Source organism: Kitasatospora sp. NPDC004289, assembly GCF_053602875.1.
The window spans coordinates 26396-48084 of record NZ_JBSGEL010000052.1 but is presented as its reverse complement, the minus strand read 5'-3'; the positions used below and the strand labels follow the sequence as shown (position 1 = coordinate 48084).

General features: G+C 73.1%; 17 protein-coding genes. 10 read left to right on the top strand and 7 right to left on the bottom strand.

The genetic code is table 11. The features are described 5' to 3' along the window. Positions 1 to 10 precede the first annotated feature (10 nt). Positions 11 to 670: a 4'-phosphopantetheinyl transferase family protein gene (locus ACWEPF_RS28885; RefSeq protein WP_345281040.1), complete on the top strand. Its 660-nt coding sequence runs from the start codon at positions 11 to 13 to the stop codon at positions 668 to 670. Between the two features lie 34 nt (positions 671 to 704). On the opposite strand, the gene ACWEPF_RS28880 is transcribed toward ACWEPF_RS28885, so the two are convergent. Continuing rightward, positions 705 to 2369: a carbohydrate binding domain-containing protein gene (locus ACWEPF_RS28880; RefSeq protein WP_452174851.1), complete on the bottom strand. Its 1665-nt coding sequence runs from the start codon at positions 2367 to 2369 to the stop codon at positions 705 to 707. A 252-nt stretch (positions 2370 to 2621) separates the two neighbouring features. On the opposite strand from ACWEPF_RS28880, the gene ACWEPF_RS28875 reads away from it, so the two are divergent. The 3 genes from ACWEPF_RS28875 (at position 2622) to ACWEPF_RS28865 (ending at position 7119) form a co-directional block, all read left to right on the top strand. Then, the gene (locus ACWEPF_RS28875) at positions 2622 to 4904 is read left to right on the top strand and encodes a glycosyl hydrolase family 18 protein (RefSeq protein WP_452174850.1); all 2283 of its coding nucleotides are present in this window, start codon (positions 2622 to 2624) and stop codon (positions 4902 to 4904) included. A 119-nt stretch (positions 4905 to 5023) separates the two neighbouring features. Further along, complete coding sequence (locus ACWEPF_RS28870) at positions 5024 to 5596, top strand: LemA family protein (RefSeq protein WP_452174849.1); 573 nt, start codon at positions 5024 to 5026, stop codon at positions 5594 to 5596. After that, a complete protein-coding gene (locus ACWEPF_RS28865) occupies positions 5593 to 7119 on the top strand; it encodes a DUF2207 family protein (RefSeq protein WP_452174848.1) in 1527 nt (508 codons plus the stop codon). The genes ACWEPF_RS28870 and ACWEPF_RS28865 overlap by 4 nt, the downstream gene beginning before the upstream one ends. A gap of 60 nt (positions 7120 to 7179) precedes the next feature. Here ACWEPF_RS28865 and ACWEPF_RS28860 read toward each other — a convergent pair whose 3' ends face one another. Next, positions 7180 to 8067, bottom strand: a complete 888-nt coding sequence (locus ACWEPF_RS28860) for an ATP-grasp domain-containing protein (RefSeq protein WP_452174847.1) — start codon at positions 8065 to 8067, stop codon at positions 7180 to 7182. 220 nt (positions 8068 to 8287) lie between these two features. On the opposite strand from ACWEPF_RS28860, the gene ACWEPF_RS28855 reads away from it, so the two are divergent. After that, positions 8288 to 10858, top strand: a complete 2571-nt coding sequence (locus ACWEPF_RS28855; RefSeq protein ID WP_452174846.1) for a collagenase — start codon at positions 8288 to 8290, stop codon at positions 10856 to 10858. Between the two features lie 151 nt (positions 10859 to 11009). Next, positions 11010 to 12308 (top strand): YhgE/Pip domain-containing protein, encoded by a 1299-nt coding sequence (locus ACWEPF_RS28850; RefSeq protein WP_345281082.1) that lies wholly within the window; start codon positions 11010 to 11012, stop codon positions 12306 to 12308. Positions 12309 to 12343: 35 nt separating this feature from the next. Here the strand turns inward: ACWEPF_RS28850 and ACWEPF_RS28845 are convergent, their stop codons facing one another. From ACWEPF_RS28845 to ACWEPF_RS28830, 4 genes are all read right to left on the bottom strand, one after another. Then, the gene (locus tag ACWEPF_RS28845; protein WP_452174845.1) at positions 12344 to 13495 is read right to left on the bottom strand and encodes a DUF5685 family protein; all 1152 of its coding nucleotides are present in this window, start codon (positions 13493 to 13495) and stop codon (positions 12344 to 12346) included. Between the two features lie 50 nt (positions 13496 to 13545). Next, complete coding sequence (locus ACWEPF_RS28840) at positions 13546 to 13914, bottom strand: DUF6188 family protein (RefSeq protein WP_345281085.1); 369 nt, start codon at positions 13912 to 13914, stop codon at positions 13546 to 13548. Positions 13915 to 14042: 128 nt separating this feature from the next. Then, on the bottom strand, positions 14043 to 14516 hold the full coding sequence (locus ACWEPF_RS28835) for an N-acetyltransferase family protein (protein WP_452174844.1): 474 nt from the start codon (positions 14514 to 14516) through the stop codon (positions 14043 to 14045). A gap of 151 nt (positions 14517 to 14667) precedes the next feature. Further along, positions 14668 to 16074 carry an NAD(P)/FAD-dependent oxidoreductase gene (locus ACWEPF_RS28830; protein WP_452174843.1) on the bottom strand — a complete coding sequence of 469 codons (1407 nt, stop codon included), beginning with the start codon at positions 16072 to 16074 and terminating at the stop codon, positions 14668 to 14670. Positions 16075 to 16313: 239 nt separating this feature from the next. Here ACWEPF_RS28830 and ACWEPF_RS28825 point away from each other — a divergent pair, with 239 nt between their 5' ends. Beyond that, a complete protein-coding gene (locus tag ACWEPF_RS28825; RefSeq protein WP_452174842.1) occupies positions 16314 to 17090 on the top strand; it encodes a hypothetical protein in 777 nt (258 codons plus the stop codon). 64 nt (positions 17091 to 17154) lie between these two features. Here the strand turns inward: ACWEPF_RS28825 and ACWEPF_RS28820 are convergent, their stop codons facing one another. Next, positions 17155 to 18480 (bottom strand): UDP-glucose dehydrogenase family protein, encoded by a 1326-nt coding sequence (locus ACWEPF_RS28820; protein ID WP_452174841.1) that lies wholly within the window; start codon positions 18478 to 18480, stop codon positions 17155 to 17157. Positions 18481 to 18784: 304 nt separating this feature from the next. On the opposite strand from ACWEPF_RS28820, the gene ACWEPF_RS28815 reads away from it, so the two are divergent. The 3 genes from ACWEPF_RS28815 (at position 18785) to ACWEPF_RS28805 (ending at position 21687) form a co-directional block, all read left to right on the top strand. Further along, entirely contained in the window at positions 18785 to 20203 is a 1419-nt protein-coding gene (locus ACWEPF_RS28815) for a sporulation protein (protein ID WP_452174840.1), read from the top strand. 102 nt (positions 20204 to 20305) lie between these two features. Continuing rightward, positions 20306 to 21355, top strand: a complete 1050-nt coding sequence (locus ACWEPF_RS28810) for a terpene synthase family protein (RefSeq protein ID WP_452174839.1) — start codon at positions 20306 to 20308, stop codon at positions 21353 to 21355. Then, a complete protein-coding gene (locus tag ACWEPF_RS28805; protein WP_452174838.1) occupies positions 21337 to 21687 on the top strand; it encodes a hypothetical protein in 351 nt (116 codons plus the stop codon). Before ACWEPF_RS28810 ends, ACWEPF_RS28805 begins: the two co-directional genes overlap by 19 nt. The last annotated feature ends 2 nt before the right edge of the window (positions 21688 to 21689 follow it).

Sequence of the window (21689 nt, the reverse complement as noted above, 5' to 3'; positions counted from 1 at the left end):
GAGGCGTGTGGTGGAGCCGCTGGTGGTGGTCGCGGGCAGTGCGGAGGTGCTGGCGCGGGCCGGTGCGGGGGAGGGGCTGCTGACCGGAGTGGAGCGGGCCCGGGCCGCGCGGTTCCGGCACGCGTCGACCCGGGAGGACTTCGTCGCGGCCCACGTGCTGGTGCGCGAGTGCGCCGCGCGGCTGCTCGGTACGGAGGCCGCCGCCCTGACGCTGCTCCAGCGCTGCCCGGACTGCGAGGAGGAGGGCCACGGCCGGCCGTACCTGGCGGAGCACCCGGAGGTGCACGTGAGCCTCTCGCACGGGAAGGGCGTGGTGGCCGCGGCGGCCGGCCCCGGCCCGGTCGGGGTGGACGTGGAGCAGCCGTCCCGGGGGATGGTCGCCGAGGTGGCCGAACGGGTGCTGGCCCCGGCCGAGTTGGCGCGGCTGAAGGAGCACCCGGAACCGGAGCGGGCGTTCCTTCGGCTCTGGGTGCGCAAGGAGGCGCTGATCAAGGTCGGCCGCGCCACGCTGGACACCCTGGCCGGAGTGGACCTCTCCGCCCTGCCGCTGGACGGCTCGCCGCTGCGCGGCCGGTGGGACGGGCTGCACCTGCTGGACTGGGAGGACGGTGCGCGCGGCGCGGTGGTCGGCGCGGTGGCGGCCACCGAGCCGCGCCTGCTGGAGCTCTGACGCTCCGGCAGGCGCGGCCCGGTCGTCCGGAGCGTCAGCCGGTGAAGCCGGCCGTGATCTTGGTGAACTGCCAGTCGGCCTGCGAGGTGCCGGAGCAGGTCTCCTGCACGCCGCCGCCGGGGCACGGCCGGTCCCGGTTGACGGACCAGAAGGCCAGGCGGGCGATGTGCTTGGTGTTGGACCAGTCGCGGATCTTGGTCCAGGTGTCGGTGCTGGTGAGCTCCTGCTGGTCGCTCAGGCCGTTCATGCCGCTGATGCCGAGGTGGGCGTAGGCGGTGGCGTCGTCCCAGCCGAAGACCGACTTGAGCTTGGTCTTCAGGCCCTCGGTCGCGCTGACGGTGGAGCCGTACATGTCGGCGCCGCCGCCGAAGTCGAACGGCATGATGGTGAAGACGTCGATGTTGGCGTTCAGCGCCTTGGACTGCTCGATCAGGCGGTTGCCCCAGGAGGTCGGGCCGCTGGTGGCGGTGCCGAAGGTGAGGATGGTCCGCAGGCCCGGGTTGTTGTTCTTGACGATCTTCAGGGCGGTGATGATCCGGTCCTGGACGGTGGCGTTCTCGAACTCGTCGGTGTTCTCGATGTCCACGTCGATGGCCTTGAGGCCGTAGGCGTCGATCACCTTCTGGTAGGCCCCGGCCAGCGCCTCGGGGGTGGAGCAGTTGGGGCCGAGCTTGTTGCCGCTCCAGCCGCCGATGGACGGGACGACGTCGCCGCCGGCCGCCCGGATCTGGTTGATGACGGTCTGGTCCACGCCGCCGAGCAGCGGCCGCTGGCTGTCCCAGGTCGGGTTGCAGCCGTTCTGGGCCAGGATGAAGGCCATGGTGAACCACTTGATGCCGGTCGCGTTCATCACCGTGGTCGGGGACGGCGGGTTGCCCCAGCCGTTGTAGAGGTAGGGCGCGGCCTGCTTGAAGCCGGGCGGCGGGGTGGTGCCCGGGTCGGTGGTGACGCTCACCGCGTTGGAGGCGGGGGAGGTGTTCCCGGCCGCGTCGCGGGCCTTCACGGTGAAGGTGTAGGCGGTGTTGGCGCTCAGGTTGGAGACGGTGGCGCTGGTGCCGCCGACGGTGGTGGCCAGGGTCGAGCCCTGGTAGACGTCGTAGGCGGTGACGCCGACGTTGTCGGTGGCCGCGCCCCAGGTGAGCGAGACCGTGGAGGAGGTCTTGCCGGTGGAGAGCGGGGTGCCGGGGGCGGTCGGCGCCTGGGTGTCGTTGCTGCCGCCGGGGCCGTCCAGGCTGATGTCGTCGGCGTTGTAAGTCCCCTGCCCGTACCAGCCGTTGAGGTAGATCTCGGCGCTGGTCTGGCTCGCCCCGGTGGTGAAGGAGACCGAGAGCTTGGTGTAGGCGGAGGCGGACGGGGTCCAGGTGGAGGTGCCACCGGTGACGCCGAGGTAGACGTAGTTGCCGCGGACCCAGCCGCTCAGCGTGTAGGCGGTGTTGGGCTGCACCGCGACGGTCTGGGTGCACTTCGCGGTGTCGCTCGAACTCACCGCGCCGGCAAGGGCCTTGGAGCCGCCGTGGACGGGGCTGGAGACCACCGAGCCGAGGCCGCCGGTGCAGGACCAGCCGGAGAGCGTCCCGGTCTCGAAGCCGGGGTTGGTCAACAGGTTGGCCGCCTGGGCGGTGGTCGGCACGGTGAGTGCCGCCGCGGCCGCCAGGATGCCGGCGCCTGCCACGGAGAGCAGGCGGATACGGGTACGCAAGACGAGTACCTCCAGTGGGGGATGGTTGGTACCGAGCAGACGGACCGTCAGGACATGGGGGGCCGGGGCATGGTCGGTGCACGCCCCGGGGCTTGACGGCGTCGCGCAAATGGTATGGACCTGTTGACGCTGTGGTCCAGTCCTCCTACATTCATCCTCACATCGCCCAGTGCGATTCGGCCGTCACCCGACCGGACGGCAAGCACGGTTCTGCAACCCCCTGTACGGAACCCCCACACCCACAGGAGAACCATGCCCACCCATCTCAGGAGCAGGCTGCTCGCGTTGTTGAGCACCGCGCTGCTGCTCCCGGTCGCCCTCCTCGCCACGCTCGCGGCCCCACCCGCGCACGCGGCCGGACGGCTGACCGCCACCTTCACCACGGCCGACAACGGCTCCTGGTGGAAGGGCACCTTCATCGTCCGCAACGCCACCACCACCGCCGTCACCGGCTGGACCCTGGAGTTCGACCTCCCGGCCGGCGTCACCATCAGCGGCAGCTACAACGGCGACGCCACCGTGACGGGCCGTCACGTGGTGGCCAAGAACGCCTACTACAACGCCACCGTCCAGCCGAACGCGACCACCGAGCCGTACAGCTTCTGGTTCGTCGCCAACGGCCCGATCGGCACGCCGACCGGCTGCACGGTCAACGGCGACAAGTGCGACGGCACCCCCGACGTGCCACCGGGCGCTCCCGGCAAGCCGGTGGTCACCGCGCTGACCACCAAGTCCGCCGCGCTGAGCTGGCCCGCCGCCACCCCGGGCGACTACCCCGTCGCCTCCTACGAGATCCTCAACGGCTCGACCGTGGTGGGGACTTCGACCGGCACCTCGGGCACCGCGACCGGGCTCACCCCGGCCACCGCGTACGGCCTGACCGTCCGGGCCAAGGACACCCGGGGCAACGCCGGACCGGTCAGCCCGGTGGTGCAGTTCACCACGACCGACCCGGCCAGTGACCCCGTGCCGCCCACCGCGCCCACCAACCTCCGTGCCACCACGGTGACTTCGGGGTCGATCGCGCTGGCCTGGAACGCCTCCACCGACAACGTGGGAGTGGTCTCCTACGACGTGTACCGGGACGGTGCGCTCACCCAGAGCGTCACCGGCACCACGGCGACGGTGAGTTCGCTCGCCCCCGCCACCTCGTACACCTTCACGGTGCGGGCCCGGGACGCGGTGGACAACCTCTCCCCGCTCTCCGCCCCGCTCACCGCCACCACCGGTGACCTGGCCGGGCCGGGCAAGTACACCCGGGTCGGCTACTTCACCCAGTGGGGAATCTACGGCCGCCAGTACTTCGTCAAGAACCTCGACACCTCCGGCTCGGCCGCCAAGCTCGACGTCATCAACTACGCCTTCGAGAACATCGACCCGGTCAACCTGACCTGCCTGGCGGGCGTCACCAAGGGCACCACCGCCAATCCGCAGGACCCGGACCAGGGCACCGGTGCGGGTGACGCGGACGCCGACTACGGCCGTGCGTTCAGCGCCGCCCAGTCGGTGGACGGGGTGGCCGACGACGGCTGGGGCAAGCTGCGCGGCAACCTCAACCAGCTGAAGAAGCTCAAGGCCAAGTACCCGCACCTCAAGGTTGTGGTCTCGCTGGGCGGCTGGACCTACTCCAAGTACTTCTCCGACGTGGCGGCCACCGACGCCTCCCGGCAGAAGTTCGTCAAGTCCTGCCTGGACGTCTGGATCAAGGGCGACCTGCCCGCCTACAACGGGGCCGGCGGCCCCGGGGTGGCGGCCGGGATCTTCGACGGCATCGACCTGGACTGGGAGTGGCCCGGCTCGCCGGACGGCCACGCCGGCAACCACTGGAGCGTCAACGACAAGGCCAACAACACCGCGCTGCTGGCCGAGTTCCGCAAGCAGCTGGACGCGCTGGGCGGCTCGCACAAGCTGCTCACCGCCTTCACCCCCGCCGACCCGGCCAAGATCAACCAGGGCTGGGACCTGTCGCAGATCTTCAAGTACCTGGACATCGCCAACGTCCAGGGCTACGACTTCCACGGCGCGGGCAGCGACAACTCCTGGGAGCCCAACCGGGCCGGCCACCAGGCCAACCTCTACGCCGACGCCCAGGACCCGTACCCGGTGAAGTTCTCCACCGACGCGGCGGTCAAGGCCTACCTGGACGCCGGGGTCAACCCGCGCAAGCTCACCATCGGCTTCCCGTTCTACGGCCGGGGCTGGCAGGGCGTCACCGACGGCGGGGTGAAGGGCGAGTGGCAGGCCGCCACCGGCGCGGCGCCGGGGCAGTTCGCCGAGGAGGCCGGCACCCGCGGTTACAACAATCTGATCACCACCTTCCCGGGGATGACGGTCGTCCACGACGAGCAGTCCGTCTCCACCTTCGGTTACACCGGGGCCGGCGGGCAGTGGTGGACCTTCGACGACGCCTGGTCGATCGGCAAGAAGGCGGCCTACATCAAGAACAAGAACCTGCTCGGCGCGATGATCTGGGAGATGACGGGTGACACCCCGTCGGGCACCCTGATCAACGCGCTCGACAGCGGCCTCAAGTAGCACCGCGCACCGGCCCGGAGGAAACCCCCTTCGGGCCGGTGTCCCCGGCGTGATATCCATGGGATCTTTGCCCGACCTCCACGGAGTGCGAGGTCTCTTCCCCTCTGGAGGTCGACACCGTGGGTGTCCTCATCGGTGTGCTCGTCGCGGTCCTGGTCCTGGTGGTGCTCCCCGTGTGGTGGGTGGTCCGGACCTACAACCGGTTGGTTCGGCTGCGCAACCAGACCAAGGCGTCCTGGGCGCAGATCGACGTCCAGCTGAAGCGCCGTCACGAGCTGATACCGAACCTGGTCGAAGGTGCCCGCGGGTACGCCGCGCACGAGCGCGCCACCTTCGAGGCGGTCATCGCGGCCCGCGGCGCGGCCACCGGCGGCGGCCTCACCGTGGCCGGCCAGGCGGCGGCGGAGGACGTGCTGACCGCCTCGCTGGGCAAGCTGCTGGCCCTCGGCGAGAGCTACCCGCAGCTCAAGGCCGACCGTCAGTTCTCCAACCTGCAGGCGGAGTTGACCCTCTCCGAGGACAAGATCGCCTATGCCCGGCAGTTCTACAACAGCGCCGTCCAGAGCTACCACAACGCGCTGGAGAGCTTCCCGGCCAACCTGGTCGCCGGCATCGGCGGCACCCACGGCCACCGCGAGTACTTCGAGGCCGGTCCGGTCGCGGACGCGCCCACCGAGGTGAGGTTCGCGTGAGCCTGGAGACCCAGCTCTACTGGGCGTCGCTCGGGCTGGCCGTGCTCTGGTTCGCGGTGCTCGCCGCCGCGCTGGCCGCGACCCGGAACGGCGCCGTGCGGCCCGGCCCCGCCACCCAGGAGTTCGGCGAGGACCCCGAGCGGCCCGCCCTGGTCGCCCTGCTGGCCAACGGCTGGCGCTCCGTGGACAACGCGGCCGCCGCCACCCTGCTCGACCTGGCCGCCCGAGGCCACCTCGAACTGCGCCAGCCCGGCAACGAGCCGGCGCGGACCACCGTCCACCTGACCGGCAAGGCGGCCGAGGACCTCACCCCCTACGAGCGCCGGGTGCTGCTGCGCACCGCCGAGCGGGCCGGTGCCGACGGCGCCCCGATCGGGGCCATCGCCTTCCGGGCCGAGGAGCGTTCCAAGGCGTGGAACGCCGCGCTGCGCAAGGAGATCGTCACCGAGGCCTGGCAACGCGGGATCTCCCGCCCCCGGTTCGGCCCGGTGCTGATCGGCCTGCTCGGCGTGCTGGCCTGCCTCCCCGGAGCGGCGCTCGCGGGGGCCGGACTGGCCGGTCACCACGGCATCCGCGGCGTGGTCGCCGCCGCCCTGCTCCCACTGGTCCCGTTCAGCTGGGTGCTCACCCGGGTGCTGGGCCACGAACGCGCCACCCCGCGCGGCCTGGAGCGGGCCGGCCACTGGGCCGGCGTCCAGGGCTGGCTGCGCGCCCACGAGGAGTTCGGCGCCCTGCCGCCCGCCGCCGTCACGGTCTGGGACCGCTACCTCGGCTACGGCGCCGCGCTCGGCGTCACCAGCGACGCGGCCCGGCTGCTGGGCTTCGACTCCGGCGACAAGCGCCGGGTCTGGTCCTCCTACGGCGGCACCTGGCGACCGGTCCGGATCCGCTACCCGAGGCTGCACCCCGGCTTCGGTGCCGGGACCGGCAAGCTGCTCCAACTCGCGGGCGCCACCGCCCTGGTGGTGGTCTGCCTGGTGCTGTTCGCGGCGCTGCGCCGCCCCGAGTGGGCGGTCACCGGACCGGAGGCGGAGCACTCGCTGCGCCGGGCCGGCCTGCTGCTCACCCTCGGCTGGGTGGCGATCGCCCTGGCCGCGATCGCGGTGGCCGAGAAGTTCGGCCGCTGGACGCTGTTCGCCGCCTTCCTGGCGACCATGCCGGGCAACTTCGCCAGCGGCAACGGCTGGATGGAGCACGCCTTCGAGACGCCCGGCCCGCTGCTCGGCGAGAGCGTGGCGATCGCCGCCTTCTCGCTCCTGACGGTCTGGTACCTGGTGCTCGCCGTCCGGGAGCGGGGCGCTCCGCTGGTGCTCACCGGCGAGGTGCTCCGGGTGGAGCCGCGCAAGGACGAGGACGCCCCGCTGTTCCTGGCCCTGGACACCGGCGACGCCGAGCGCACCACGGCCTGGGCGCTGCCGGCCCGCCGCGCCACCGTCGTCCCCGGCACGGTGGTCCGCCTGACGGTCTCCCCGGCCACCCGCACCATCCGCACCATCGAGGCGGCGGCGCCGGCCGCCGTCTGACCCCGTCCGACGCCGCCGACGCCCGGCTGACGCACCCTCAGCGCCCCGTGACCGCCCCGGTCACGGGGCGCCGTGCTGTGCGAGGGAGGTGACGGCGGCGGCGAAGCGGCCGAGGGCGTCGGGGTGGTGGGCGAGGAAGAGGTTGGGTTCGATCAGCTCCAGCTCCATCACCACCGGGCGGCGGTCGTCGTCCAGCGCGAGGTCGACCCGGGCCAGCAGCGGGGCGCCGGGGGCGGGGACCACCGCCAGTGCGGCGCGGGCGGTGGCGAGCTCCTCGGGGGTGGGCTCGTACGCGCTCACGCCGGGGTGGGCGGTGCGGTCGTTGTCGATGACGTTCGGCTCGGTGAGAACCGGGCCCTTGCGGATCGCGTGGCTGAAGGCGCCCGCGAAGAAGACCAGGGCGCGCTCGCCCTCCTCGATCAGGCGCAGGTAGGGCTGGACCACGGCCGCGCGCCCCTGCCCGGTGAGCATCCGCACGTGCCGCAGGGCGTCCCCGGCCCGCCCGGCCTCGTAGCGCGCGGTGTCCACGGCGCCCGCCGAGACGGCGGGCTTGACCACCACGCCCCGCCCGGTGGGGAGGTCCTCGGGGCCGAACTCCCCGCCCGGCTCGGCGAAGCGGGTGGGTGCGGTCGGCACGCCCCGGGCGGCGAGCTCGGCGAGGTAGTGCTTGTCGCTGTTCCAGCGGACCGTGGCCGCGGGGTTGAGCAGCCGGGTGGCCCGGCCGGCCCGCTCGGTCCAGGAGAGGAAGTCCGCCAGCCGCTCCGAGTAGTCCCAGGTCGAACGGATCACCGCGAGGTCGTACCGCCCCCAGTCCACCGAGGGGTCGTCCCAGATGAGAATTTCCGCGCTCGCGCCGGCCGCCCGCAGGGCCTTCACCACCTTGGGCAGGTCGGCGTCCAGCTCCAGGCCGATTCCGCTGGTCACGACGGCTATGGAGGCTGCGGTCACGGTACTGCTCCCTGGGTTCGGTAAGGACTGCCTGGTCAGGACGGCTGTGACCCGAAGCGTACGGGGGTGTCCGTGGAGGGGCCATCCCGGGGAGGTCCGGGGTATGTCATATGAACTGTGACATTGTTCTATGGCCCCGGTGGTGGCAGGATGCATGCCAATTCCCCCTTTGGCCCGCCTGACGTCCCGTGAGTTACCCCCACAAGAAGAGGACTTGGCCGTGCGTCTGCGCATACCCCTGCCCACCCTCGCAGCAGGCCTGGTGGCCGGCTGTATCACGGCGGGCACCCTGCTGCCCGCCACCGCGACCGCCGCCCCCGCAGCGGTCGGCGGCAAGCCGTCGGCCGTCACCGCCCCCGCGTCCCCCAAGCCCGCGGGCACCCTGGCCGACCGCGCCGCCGACTCGGAGCGCTTCGAGGAGTCGGACGCCCCCCTGTCCCCCGAGGTGCTCAGCCAGCCCGTCGAGCTGAAGGCCACCGGCGCGGCCACCAAGACCCCCGAGCCCGCCGGCAAGCCGGCCGGCAAGACCGCCGGGCTCGCGGCCGCCGCCGCCGACGCGGCCAGCTGCACCCCCGCCGACTTCAGCTCGCGCACCGGTGCCGACCTGGTCAACTTCATCCAGGCCTCCACCACCGACTGCGTCTCCACGCTCTTCGACGGCGTCAACGCGACCACCGCGCCGGGCGTCTTCAAGCAGTCCCAGATGCTGCCGGTCGCCGCCGCCTACAAGGACAAGGCCACCGCGTACGCGGGGAACAACGGCAACGGCATCCTGCAGCTGGTGCTGTTCCTTCGGGCCGGTTGGTACGCGCAGTCCAACTTCTCCAGCACGGTGGGCAGTTACGACACCGGCCTGGTCAACGCGGCCAAGGCCGGCGCGGACGCCTACTTCGCCAACCCGCGCTCCAACGACGTCAGCGACGCCAACGCGGACACCCTGCGGGAGACGCTGGTCCTCACCGACAGCATCAACCTCCAGGGCAGCTACCTGGACGTCTACAAGCGCTACCTCAACGCGTTCGACAAGTCCTACGACGCCAACGCCAAGATGGCCGGCGCGGTCAACGCGATCCTGCGCTTCCCGACCTGGCGCGGCTTCTGGAACCCGCAGTTCACCAACGCGCTGACCGCGGACACCAGCCTGCTCACCACGCTGGGCGACTTCGCCGTCAACCACCGCGACCTGTTCGCCGGCACCAACGGCGGCATCACCGCCAACGCCGGCAACAACCTGGCCAAGCTCTCCGGCTTCAACTCCACCATCGCGGCGGTCGCCCGCCCGCAGGTCAAGCGGGTGCTCGACGCCTCCCCGATCCCCGGCCCGTACGGCGCCCTCTGGGTGAAGACCGCCTACCAGATCAGCGTCAGCTGGCCCGGTGACTGCGGCACCTACGGCACCTGCGACCTGCCGGCCGTGATGACCGCCAAGGTCCTGCCCAACCAGCTCACCTGCGACAACCGCATCCTCAAGGCCCAGGCGTTGTCCCGCGCCGAGCTGGACGCGGTCTGCGCCAGCCTGCGCGGCCAGGACGCCTTCTTCCACAACGTGGTCAAGGACAGCGGCGCGATCCCGAACCAGTACGCCAAGACCGTGGTGTTCGGCATCTTCGCCAACAAGGCCGACTACACCACCTACTCGTGGCCGATCTTCAACAACGGCACCGACAACGGCGGCCAGACCGTGATGGACGCCACCGACCCGGCCAACCAGGCCCGGACCGTGATGTACCAGAAGGCCTGGAACGTCAACGACACCGCGCGGGTGTGGAACCTCAACCACGAGTACACCCACTACCTCGACGCGATCTACGACATGAAGGGCAACTTCTCCACCCAGATGTCGGTCCCGACCATCTGGTGGGTCGAGGGCCTGGCCGAGTACACCTCCTACACCTACCGCGGCGCGACCGACGTCGACGCGATGGCGCAGGCGGCCAAGCACACCTACAAGCTGAGCGAGCTCTTCCAGACCACCTACGGCAACGCCGACTCCACCCGGGTCTACCCCTGGGGCTACCTGGCGGTCCGTTACATGCTCGAGAAGCACCCCGCCGACGTGAAGACGATCATGGACCGCTTCCGGGTCGGTGACTACCAGGGCGCCTACGCCTTCTACAACGGTCTCGGCACCTCCTACGACGCCGACTTCAGCACCTGGCTGGACGCCTGCGCGGCCGGCGCCTGCTACGCCCCCGGCCCGACCTCGGTGTTCGACCAGACCGTGAACGGCGCCACCGTCTCGCTGACCGACCGCTCGCTGCAGACCGGCTCCGGCCGGATCGTGAAGTGGAGCTGGTTCTTCGGCGACGGCACCCCGGCCTCCGAGGAGCGCAACCCGAGCCACACCTACGCCAAGGCCGGCTCCTACACCGTCGCCCTGACCACCACCGACGACACCGGCCGCTCGGCCACCACGCCGACCACCGTCACCACCCTGGTCGACGGCGGCCCGGTCACCCTGCCGGCCTGCACCCAGGCCCGGCTGGACGAGCTCGGCAAGAACTGCTCCCGGTCCGACCGCGCCCGCACCAAGGGCAACACCGACTACATGTACCTCTACCTGCCGGCCGGCACCACCACGCTGAAGGTCACCACCTCCGGCGGCACCGGCACCGCGGCGCTGTACTACAACGCCGACAACTGGGCCTCGCCGAGCGCCTTCACGGCCTCGTCGACCCAGACCGGCACCACCCAGTCCATCACCGTGAACAACCCGACGGCCGGCTACCGCTACGTCAGCCTCCACGCCGTCACGGACTTCAGCGGCGTCACCGTCAGCGCGCAGTTCTGACCCGACACCCCCTCAGTCCCACCGCGCCCGGCGGTCGGTGCCCCGTGCACCGGCCGCCGGGCGCGGCTGTGTCGTGCCGGGGGAGGGCGCCGGCCGCGGCCTATGGTCGAGGGGAAGCGGCGACCGTCGACCTCCGAGCACGTGGAGTGGAATGTCCAGCGCGATCCCCCCGAAGGCCCCCGGACCGCAGGCCACCGCCGGGCGGGTGCTGCGCCGCTGGAAGCTCTGGATCGCCCCCGGGGTGCTGAGCGCGTTGGTCACCCTGCTGCTCTCGCTGCTCTACATGGGCGGCATCCTCACGCCCTCGGAGAGCCTGGACCGGCTGCCGATCGCGCTGGTGAACTCCGACACCGGGGCCCCGCTGCCCGGACAGCAGGCCAACCTCGGCACCCAGGTGACCGCGGCCGTCACCGGCGGCACCCCGGCCGGGCAGGTCGACTGGCGGCTGCTCGACCGGGCCCAGGCCCAGGACCAGCTGGACTCGGGCAAGGTCTACGGCGCCCTGGTCGTCCCCACCGACTTCACCGCCACCGTGGCCGGGCTGACGACCGCTCAGGCCACCGCCCGGCCCGCCCTCACCGTGCTGACCAACCCCGGGATGGGCAGCCTCGGCTCCTCGCTGGCCGCCCAGATCACCCAGCGGTCCGCCCACCAGGTGTCGCTGACCGTCGGCAAGCAGCTCACCGCCTCGCCCGCCCTGGCCGGGGCGAGCGCCACCACGCAGCTGCTGCTCGCCGACCCGGTGGAGGTGAGGACCCAGGTCGGCCACCCGATCGGCGCCCACACCGGGCTCGGCCTGAGCGCCTTCTACTACACCCTGCTGCTGGTGCTGGCCGGCTTCCTCTGCGCCAACATCGTGCACAGCGGCGTCGACACCGCGCTCGGCTACGCCGACACCGAGATCGGCCCCTGGCACACCCGCCGCCCGACGGTGCCGATCAGCCGCACCCAGACCCTGGTGCTGAAGATGGCGATGACCGCCGGGCTCTCGGTGCTGACGACCAGTCTGGTCATGCTCGCCACCATCGCGATCCTCGGCATGGACGCCCCGCACGGGGTGCTGCTCTGGCTCTTCTCCTACTGCGCCTGTCTGTCGGTCGGGCTCGGCGTGCAGGCGATCAACGCGGCCTTCGGCAGCATCGGGCAGCTGGTCGCGATGTTCGTCTTCATCGCGCTGGCCCTGCCCTCCTCGGGCGCCACGGTGCCGCTGGAGGCCGTCCCCGGCTTCTACCGCTTCCTCGCGGTCTTCGAGCCGATGCGCCAACTGGCCGCCGGCGTCCGGTCGATCCTCTACTTCGACGCCCGGGCCGACGCCGGACTGACCCGGGGCTGGATCATGATCGCGATCGGCTTCGTGGTGGCCCTGGCCTTCGGCTTCGCGATGACCCGGTACTACGACCGCAAGGGCCTGGACCGGATGGTCCCGCAGCCGGGCCCGCACCCCGCCTGAGCGCTCCCGGCTGCGGGCCCCGATCCGGTCGGCCCTCAGCAGTCGCAGCCGCAGCCGTCGCACCCGTCGCAGCAGCACCCGTCCGAACAGCAGCTGCAGCAGTCACCGCAGCCGCTGCAGTCGCAGTTGCCGCAGTCGGCGTTGGCGCAGGCGCCCTCCTTGCGCTGTCCGCTGAACGGGTCCTCGTGCTCGCAGCAGAGCAGCTGGCAGGTGCAGGCCATGAAGGCCCACATCGCGCAGGCGGCGGGGAGGGAACGGTTCGGGCGGGGCGGCTCGGGCGCGTGCGGCGGTCGGCCGGGTGCCTGCGGCGGGGCCTGGTGGGGGTGGGAGTGCGCGGTGGGCGTGAAGACCCGGTCGACCGCGCGGCCGGTCTCGTGCACCAGTAGCCGGTGCGCCAGTGCGGGGGAGGTGAACTCGACCTCCGCGAGGGCCAGTCGGATCCCGTGCACGGCGTCGCGGCAGAGACGCTCGGCCTCCGCGCGGTCGGTGCCGGTGGCGGTCAGCGGATTCCAGGCCCCCGTACGGGCGTCCTCCGCCTGGTCCTCGGCCGCGTCCAGCAGGTGCGCCAGCCGGCCGAACAGCCGGCCCACCTCGTGCAGCGCGGCCGCGTTCCCCGGACGCCCGGCCAGTACGGCGGTGTGCGCCACCGCCTCGGCGGTGGCGGTCTCGGTCGGTTCGGTGACGGCCAGCACCGGGCTGCCGAGACCGGCCGAGCGCTCCAACGCGCCCTGCCGCTCGGCGGCCCGGACCAGCACGGCGGTGTCGAACCCGACCGCTTCGCCCGTCCGCCCGCTCTGCCGCCCCCAGCGCCGGGCCACCATCCCGGCGGCCCCCGCCACCGGCCGGCGGGCGAACGCACCGTCACCGTCGAGCACGTGGTCCTCGACCTTCACCGCCGCCAACGCCAGCGAGACCGCCGCCGCCAGCCGCGCCCCCTCGCCCCTGGCCACCGAGGCGCCGCGCATCCCGCGCAGCGGGCAGGGCCCGGCCTTGCGGCGGTCCGGGCCGGCCGTGGACTGGGCCTCGACCAGCACGGAGATCACCAGGCCGTCGTAGTTGGTGGCGGTCCTGGCCAGCTGCCCGTGGTCGTCGCGCAGGGCCAGGCAGAGGCCGCAGAGGTGCGCCAGCCACTCCGTGCGCAGCGATTCGGACAGGCTGTGGCGGCACGGTCTGATGATCCCGAACATGCTGGTGCTTCCCCCGTTTGACCCCGTGCGATGACGCTCCGTCAGCGTCCTCAGCCCGTAAGGTACCCGCCCGGCTCGGCGGTGAACAACGGTCCGGCGGGGCCGGACACCTGCCACGGGCGGTGCACGGTGTCGGCGGGCACCGAGAGCCTGCGCCCGCAGTCGAAGGCCAGCTCCAGACCCCCGGCCGGGGTGACGGTGGTGTCGGTGACCCGGGCCCCGGCCAGCTCGGCGAGGCCGCCCGCCACGTCGGCGCCCAGGTGCGGGTAGAAGTGCTCCACCCCGCCGGGGGTGCGCAGCCGGAAGTCGCTGTCCACCAGCACCGTCAGCCCGTCGTCGAGGTCGAGTCTGACCTGGCCGCCGCCGCGCACCCGCTCCACCCGACGGCCCGTCAGGGCCTCGGCGATCGACTCGGTCATCCGACCTCCCGGCACTCGCTCACGCCCCGGCTCTCGCTCGTACAGGGGGCCATTGTCATGCCCCGCCCCCTCCCGGTCACGTACCCGGGCCGGAGGCCGGTGAAGCGGTGACGGGTGCGACCCGCGCGTCAGGGGGTGAGGGTGAGGTCCATGCCCGGGTAGGCGCCGTCCACGAACCCGGCCGCCCGGTAGACCGGTGCGCCGGCCTCGCTGGCGTGCAGCTGCACGTAGTGCACCCCGAGCGAGCCGAGCCAGGCGGTCAGCGCGTCGACGATCCGGCGGGCGTGGCCGTGGCCCCGGGCGGTGACGTCGGTGACCATTCCGTCGACGTAGCCCCGGCGCCCGTCCGGGCGGGGCGGGGAGGGCAGGTGGTAGGTCACCCAGGCCAGGCCCGTCGCGGCCAGCCGTTCCCCGGGGTCCCCGCCCACCACCAGGCAGCGCAGGTCGTCCCGCCCGGTCAGCCGCTCGGCGAACCAGTCGCGCGCCGAGGCCCGCCACGGCGCGTCGGCGGGGCCCGGGTCCACGCCGAGGCCCTCCAGGGCGACGGCGCGCAGGCGTACCAGCTCGGGGATGTCGGCGGGGGTGGCCGGGCGCGGATCCATCGGGTGCTCTCCTCGGGGTGTCGTCCCTGCTTCCGTTCCGCAGCCTAGGCGGCGGGTCGTGGACGATCCGAAGCGGGTCCCCGGACAGGCACTTGACGGAAGGTCAGGAGGGCCAGCGCGCCTGACGGAGGGTCAGTGCCCGGCGATCCGGTCAGCGCCCGGCGATCCGGTCGGCGACGCGGGCGATGGGAGAGGTGGTGGTGCGGCCGTCCGCCTCCTGGCGGTCGGCGGCGTGGTAGGCGGCGTACATGCCGTGCACGCCCAGCCAGCGGAGGGGCTCCGGCTCCCAGCGGCGGACGGAGTGGCCGACCCAGGGGAGCGAGGTCAGCTCGGTGTGCTCGCCGAGCACGAGGTCGCGCAGGGTGCGACCGGCCAGGTTGGTGGTGGTCACGCCCGAGCCGACGTAGCCGCCCGCCCAGCCGAGGCCGCTGCGGCGGTCGAGCTCGACCGTGGAGCACCAGTCCCGGGGCACGCCCAGCACTCCCGCCCAGGCGTGGTCGATCCGGGCCCCGGCGGCGGCCGGGAAGAAGCGGTCCAGCACCTCGCGGAGCTGACGCACCGTCTCCTGCTGGGTGCTCCCGTCGCTGTCGGTCCGCGAACCGAACCGGTACGGCACGCCGCGCCCGCCCAGCGCGATCCGGTCGTCGGCGGTCCGCTGCGCGTACATGTAGGCGTGCGCGAAGTCGCCCAGCACCTCGCGCCCCTCCCAGCCGGTCTCCGCCCAGAACTCCGGCGGCAGCGGCTCGGTGGCGATCATCGCGGAGTTCATCGGCAGCCAGGTGCGGCGCTCGCCGCGCAGGCCGGCGGTGAACCCCTCGGTCGCGCGCAGCACGTGGGTCGCCCGGACGGTGCCGTACGGGGTCTCGGCGCTCGCGGAGGCCGTCCCGCGCGCCGGGTGGATCGCGGTCACCGTCGTGCCCTCGTACACCTCCACCCCGAGGCCGGTCACGACGGCGGCCAGTCCCCGGGCCAGCCTGGCGGGCTGGATGCGGGCGCCGTGCGGCGTCCAGGTCCCGCCGAGGACCCCCTCCACCCCGATCCGGGCGGCCGCCTCACCGGCCGTCAGCACCTGGAGGTCGGTCTCGCCGTAGCCGTGCTCCTCCTCGGCGAAGGCCGCCAGTCGCTCCAACTGGGCCGGGGTGCGGGCGACTTCGAGTACGCCGCCGCGGACGATGTCCGCCTCGATGCCCTCGGCGGCGGCCACCGCCACCACCTCGTCGACCGCCTGGTCCATCGCCCGCTGCATCGCCCGCGCGCGCGGCTTGCCGTAGCGGCGGGCGAAGGCGCCGCGGCCGGCGAAGCCGTTGTACAGCCAGCCGCCGTTGCGCCCCGAGGCGCCGTAGCCGCAGAACCGCTGCTCCAGCACCACGATCCGCAGGGTCGGCTCGGCCTTCTTCAGGTAGTACGCCGTCCAGAGTCCGGTGTACCCGCCGCCCACGACGCACACGTCCGCCGTCCGGTCGCCGTCGAGCGGCGGCCGCTGCTCCGGCAGCCCGAGGGCCGAGTACCAGAACGACACACCCCCGTTGACCACGGGACCGTTGGTTGCGGAACTCACGGTGCTCACCGCTGCGACCTGCCTTGCCTCGACGTAGTCCCGGGAGGCTACCCCCTGCCGCCACCCCGTGTGCCCCGACACCCTGTCAACTCCGGGGCCACCGAAATGCCAGGGTGTCGGGGCGGTACGTGACGGCAGGAACGGCACCAGCCGGAACCCGGATGCGGCGGGGCGCCGCCCTGCGACAGGATGCGGTTCCGCAGCTGCTCAGCTGCTCGATGAACGAAGAGGAATGTCTGGTGTCGAAGTACGACATGCTGGTCGTCTTACCGACGATGCCACCCGAGCGCTACGACGAGGCGGTCGTCGCGGCCCTGGCGCCCTACTACAGCGAGCTCGAGGTGCCCGAGTACCGGGACCACGAGGCGGCGGATCCGAACAGCGTCTACTGGGTGCGGGTGAACAAGGAGCGCGGCGTCCTGCCGGACCGGGCGGACCTCGGGTGGAGTGAGGTCGCGGAGGTGATGAACTCCTGGACGGGGGTGGTTCCCGGGGACGACGGCTACCTCTACGTCGACGAGGCCGGGCGCGGGTACCACCTCTCCACCCGCAACCCGCGGGGCGAATGGGACGCCCGCGGTCTGCGCATCGGGGGCCCGCGCCTGCTCCACCGGCCGGACGCCGCCGGCGATCCCCGGCTGGCCCGGTACGAGTACGGCGAGGTGCCCCGGCACCGCGACCTCCTCGCCGGCCTGCCGAACCGCTGCGACGGCGGCCCGCGCGGACTGCTGGACTTCGAGGCGCTGCGCGCCGCGCACGAGCGCCTCGCCGGGGAGCGGCACGACGCGTGGGTGGCCGGTGGCGAGGAGCCGGCCGACTGGCCGTTCCGGTTCACCGAGGACCGGGCCGGGAACCTCGCCCTGGCCCGCGCCAACGCGGTGCCCGGCTACGCGCTGCTGCGGCTCGACGGGAGGTGGACCGACATGCGCGAGGACGGCTACCTGCGGGACGCCAACGCCTACCTGGACGCCCTCGACCCGGAGTCCGTGGTGCTGGACGTCTCCTGCCACTGCTGACGGGACGCCAGGTGCCGCCGTCTGCGGCCACCTCCGACGACCGCTCCCGCGGGCGGGGCCGGCCCTACGGGCGGCCGAGGGCGCGGTACGTCCAGCCGGCGGTGCGCCAGGTGGCGGGGTCGAGGGTGTGGCGGGCGTCGAGGACGCGGGGGGCGGCCAACAGCGGGGCGAGGGCGGCCGGGTCGAGGTGGGTGTAGTCGGGCCACTCGGTGAGGTGGAGGAGGAGGTCGGCGCCGGTGAGGGCCTCGGTGGGGTCGTCGAGGTAGCCGAGGTGGGGGAGGGCCTTGCGGGCGTTGTCGAGGGCGCGGGGGTCGGAGACGGTGACGGTGGCGCCCGCACGGTGGAGGGCGTCGGCGACGGCGAGGGCGGGGGAGTCGCGGATGTCGTCGGTGCCGGGTTTGAAGGCGGCGCCCCAGACGGTGATCCGGCGGTCGGCGAGGGTGCCGTCCAGCAGCTCGCGGGCCAGTGCCACCGTCCGTTCGCGGCGGCGGGCGTTCACCGCGCCCACCTCCCGCAGGAGCGAAACCGCCGAGTCGGCGCCCAGTTCGGCGGCCCGGTGGCCGAAGCCGAGCAGGTCCTTGGGCAGGCAGCCGCCCCCGAAGCCCAGCCCGGCCCGCATGCCGCGCCGCCCGATCCGCACGTCGTACCCGAGTGCCTCGGTCAGCACCTCCACGTCCGCGCCCGCCGCCTCGCAGACCTCGGCCATCGCGTTGACGAAGGAGATCTTGGTGGCCAGGAAGGCGTTCGCCGCCGACTTGGCGAGCTCGGCCGTGGCCAGGTCGGTGACCACCACCGGGGTCCCGGCCGCGATGACCGCCTCGTACGCCTCGCGCACCAACGCCTCGGCACGGCGGCCTTGTCCGGTGCCCCCGCTGCGGTCCGCGAAGCCGAGCACCAGCCGGTCGGGCCGCAGGGTGTCCTGGACGGCCCGGGACTCGCGGAGGAACTCCGGGTTCCAGCACAACTCGACGTGGTGCGGGACGTCCTGGAGCAGGGCGAGCAGCTCGGCGGCTGTGCCGACCGGGACGGTGGACTTGCCGACGACCACCGCCGGTCCGGTCAGCCGGGCGGCGAGGCCGCGGACGGCGGCGCGCAGCGCGGCGAGGTCGTAGGCGCCGTCCGGGCCGAGCGGGGTGCCGACGCCGAGGAAGTGCAGCTCGGCGAAGGCCGCGGCCTCGTCCCGGTCGGTGGTGAACCGCAGCCGCCCGGAGGCGGTGTGACGGGCCAGCAGCTCGTCGAGGCCGGGCTCGTGGAACGGGGCGCGGCCGGAGTTCAGGGCCGCGACCTTGTCGGGGTCGAGGTCCAGGCCGAGGACTTGGTGGCCGAGTTCGGCCATCGCGGCGGCGTGGGTGGCGCCGAGGTGGCCGCAGCCGATCACGGTGAGCTTCACGGGGTGGATCCTTCCGTCGGGGCTCGGACGCTCCTCAGCCAACCCGGAGGGCGCGGGGCGGGGGAGGGCTCGCAGGGAGGCTCACGGCTCGCGGCCCGCCGCGTGCGCCTGGTGGTGGCGGACGGTGCCACTCGTACCGGGCCGGACCCGCCGGATCGGCAGGGGGCTCACGCGGGGGCTCGCACGGTGCGCGGGAACCTCACCGGGCCCGCGGAGGTCCTAACCTCGGTGATCCGGCATCAGCCGCCGGACGTACCAACCCCCGTGCCGGGTGTGGCGGGGGCGGAGCAAGGAGGCACCGACCGTGGGAACGACCGCGCGCAGGGCCAAGCCGCCGAACGAGGCGCTGGCCCGGATGATCGAGGCCTGCGACGGGGCCAGCCGCAAGGCGCTCGCCCACCGGGTCAACCAGTTGGCGGCCGGGGCCGGGCTGACCACCCGGTACACCCACACCTCGGTCGCCAACTGGTGCCGTCGGGGCATGGTGCCGGAGTGGCCCGTCCCGGCGCTGCTGGCCCGGGCGATCGGTGAACGGCTCGGCAGGCCGGTCGCGTTGGCCGAGATCGGGATGGCGGAGGCCGGGCCGGAGCCGGACGCGGCGGCGGGACTGGACTTCCCGCGCGACCCCGCCGAGGCCGTCCGGGTGGCCACCGCCTTCTGGAGCTCGGTCAACCGGCGCGACTTCCTCACCGGCACCGGCTTCGCGGTCTCCTCCTTCGCCACCCCCGTGACGCGCTGGCTGGTCAACCCCGCCGACGAGGACGCCGCCCACCGGGGCCGGAACACGGCGCGGGGCCGGGTCGGTGCCGCCGACCTCGCCGAGCTGGGCGAGGCCGCCGAGGAGGCGCGGCGCTGGGACTCCAAGTACGGCGGCGGGAGTTGGCGCGCCGGCTCCGTGACCGCCTGCCTGCGGGAGCGAGCCGTCCCGCTGTTGAACGGCTCCTTCGACGACCGGGTCGGCCGCCGGCTGTTCTCCGTCACCGCCGAACTCTCCCGGCTGGCCGGCTGGACGGCCTTCGACACCGGCCAACACGACGCCGCACAGCGGCACTTCATCCAGGCCCTGCGGCTCGCCCGGGCGGGCGGCGACGTCCAGTTGGGCTGCTACGTGCTCACCACCATGGCGATGCAGACCCTGCTGCGCGGCTTCGCGGGCGAGGCGGTGGACATGACCCAGGGCGCCTTCGAACGGGCCAAGGGCCGCTCGGCCCCGCGGGTGCTGGCCTTCACCAAGCTGATCGAGGCCCGGGCCCACGCACGGGAGGGGGACGCCCGGGCCGCCTCCGCCGCGCTCGCGGCCTCCGAGCGGCTGCTCGACCAGTCCCGCGCGGGCGGCGGTGCGGGCGAACCGTCCTGGATCGACTTCTACGGCCCCTCCCGGCTCGCCGCCGACGCGGTCGAGGTCTTCCGCGACCTCCGCAACCCCGCCGCCGCTCTGGGCTGGAACGACCGCACGGCAGCGATCCCCACCGGCGCCTTCACCCGCTCCGTGGGCCTGAACCTGACGGTCGTCGCCACCGCGCACCTCCAATCACGTGAGCTGGAGCGGGGCCTGACGGTTGGTCACCAGGCGCTGGACGTCCTCGCCGGGGTCCGCTCCGCCCGCGCGGTCGACTACGTCCGGGACTTCGGTGCGGCGCTGGGGCCGTGGCGACGGGAGCCGGGGGTGGGGGAGTTCATCGAGCGGGCCCGGGCCTCGTTCGGAGCCGCTGCGGCGGCCTGAGGTGCTCTGTGCGGGCTCTTCTGTGATGTGTTCAGGCCAACTTCTGGCCGATCTTCGATCGAAGTCGACCACGGAGTGCGGCGGTACGGGAGGCTGCCGATCATGGAAATCCTCGCGCGGCCGACGTTCCACATGCCGTTCCGCTCCCGCCTCAACCCGAGCGTCGACCAGGCCCGTTCACGTGCTCTGGAGTGGGCGCGGCGGATGGGCATGTTCGACCAGGAGTACCTGGCGTGGCCCCGGCGGTGGAGCGAGGAGACCTTCCGGCGGGCCGACTTCCCGCTGTTCATCGCCCTGACCCACCCGGACGCCGACCCCCGCGAGCTGGACCTGGTCACCGCCTGGCACGTCGCGCTCTGGTTCGTCGACGACCTCTTCCTCCCGCTCTCGAGACGCGACCACGACCGGGTGCCGGCCGAGGTCCGGGCCGAGCGGCTGATGCGCTTCCTGCCGCTCGACGGTTCGCCGCACCTGCCCGTCCCGGCCAACCCGGTGGAGCTGGCCTTCGCCGAGCTCTGGCCCGAGACCGCCGCGGCCGCGAGCCCGTTCTGGCGCGAGCGTTTCGTCGGGAGCGTGCGGCGCTTCCTGGAGGGCGTGCTGTGGGAGCTGGAGCACGTCGACCACGCGGTCGACGACCTGGTCGAGTACCTCGGCGCCCGCCGCGATTTCGGCGGCCTGCAGTTCACCGCCCTGCTGATGGAGCACGCGGGCGGCGAGCTCCGGCCGGAACTGCTGCGCGACCGTGAACTGCGCTCCGCCCTGGACGCGTTCGTGGACGCCGTCAGCCTGCACAACGACCTGGTCTCCTACGAGCGGGAGATCGAGGAAGGCGCCGTCGGCAACAACGGCGTCGAGGTCACCCGCAAGGCCCTCGGGATGCCCCTGCGCGGCGCCGAGGACCTCGTCGACGCGCTGCTGACCGCGCGGGTGAACACCCTGGCCCGGGCGGCGGCGGCCGTGCCGCCGGACGCGGTGGCCTTCGTCGAGGCCCTGCAGGAAGCCCTGGCCGGCTCGTACCGCTGGCACGAACTGACCGGCCGGTTCCACCGGGGGCAGGAGGCAGGGAACCCGAAAGCGGGCGGGCAGCGGGCCGGGAGCGAGAGCGTGGCGGGTCAGCGGGTTAGGGTGCGGGCATGCCGATCGTCGACGTGACCCACGCCCCCACCGTCCCGGAGTCCCAGCTGCGCGAACTGGCCGCAGTGCTGCCGCACTTGGTGTCCTTGGCCGTGGAGTGCCCGGAGGAGCCGTACGACGGTGACCTCCAGCCCGGGGACGTGGACGTCCGCTTCCGCGCGTTCGGTCCGCTGGACCGTGGCGGTCTGCCCGTGGTGATCGAGATCAGGTCGAAGTGGTTCCCGAGCCGGGACGCCGACCGCCAGGAACGGGTCGACACGCTCCACGAGGCCGTCACCGCCGCCACCGGGCTCGACGACTTCGGGATCTACCTCTCGCTGCCCCGGGCCGCCTGGTCCCAGGGCGACTGACG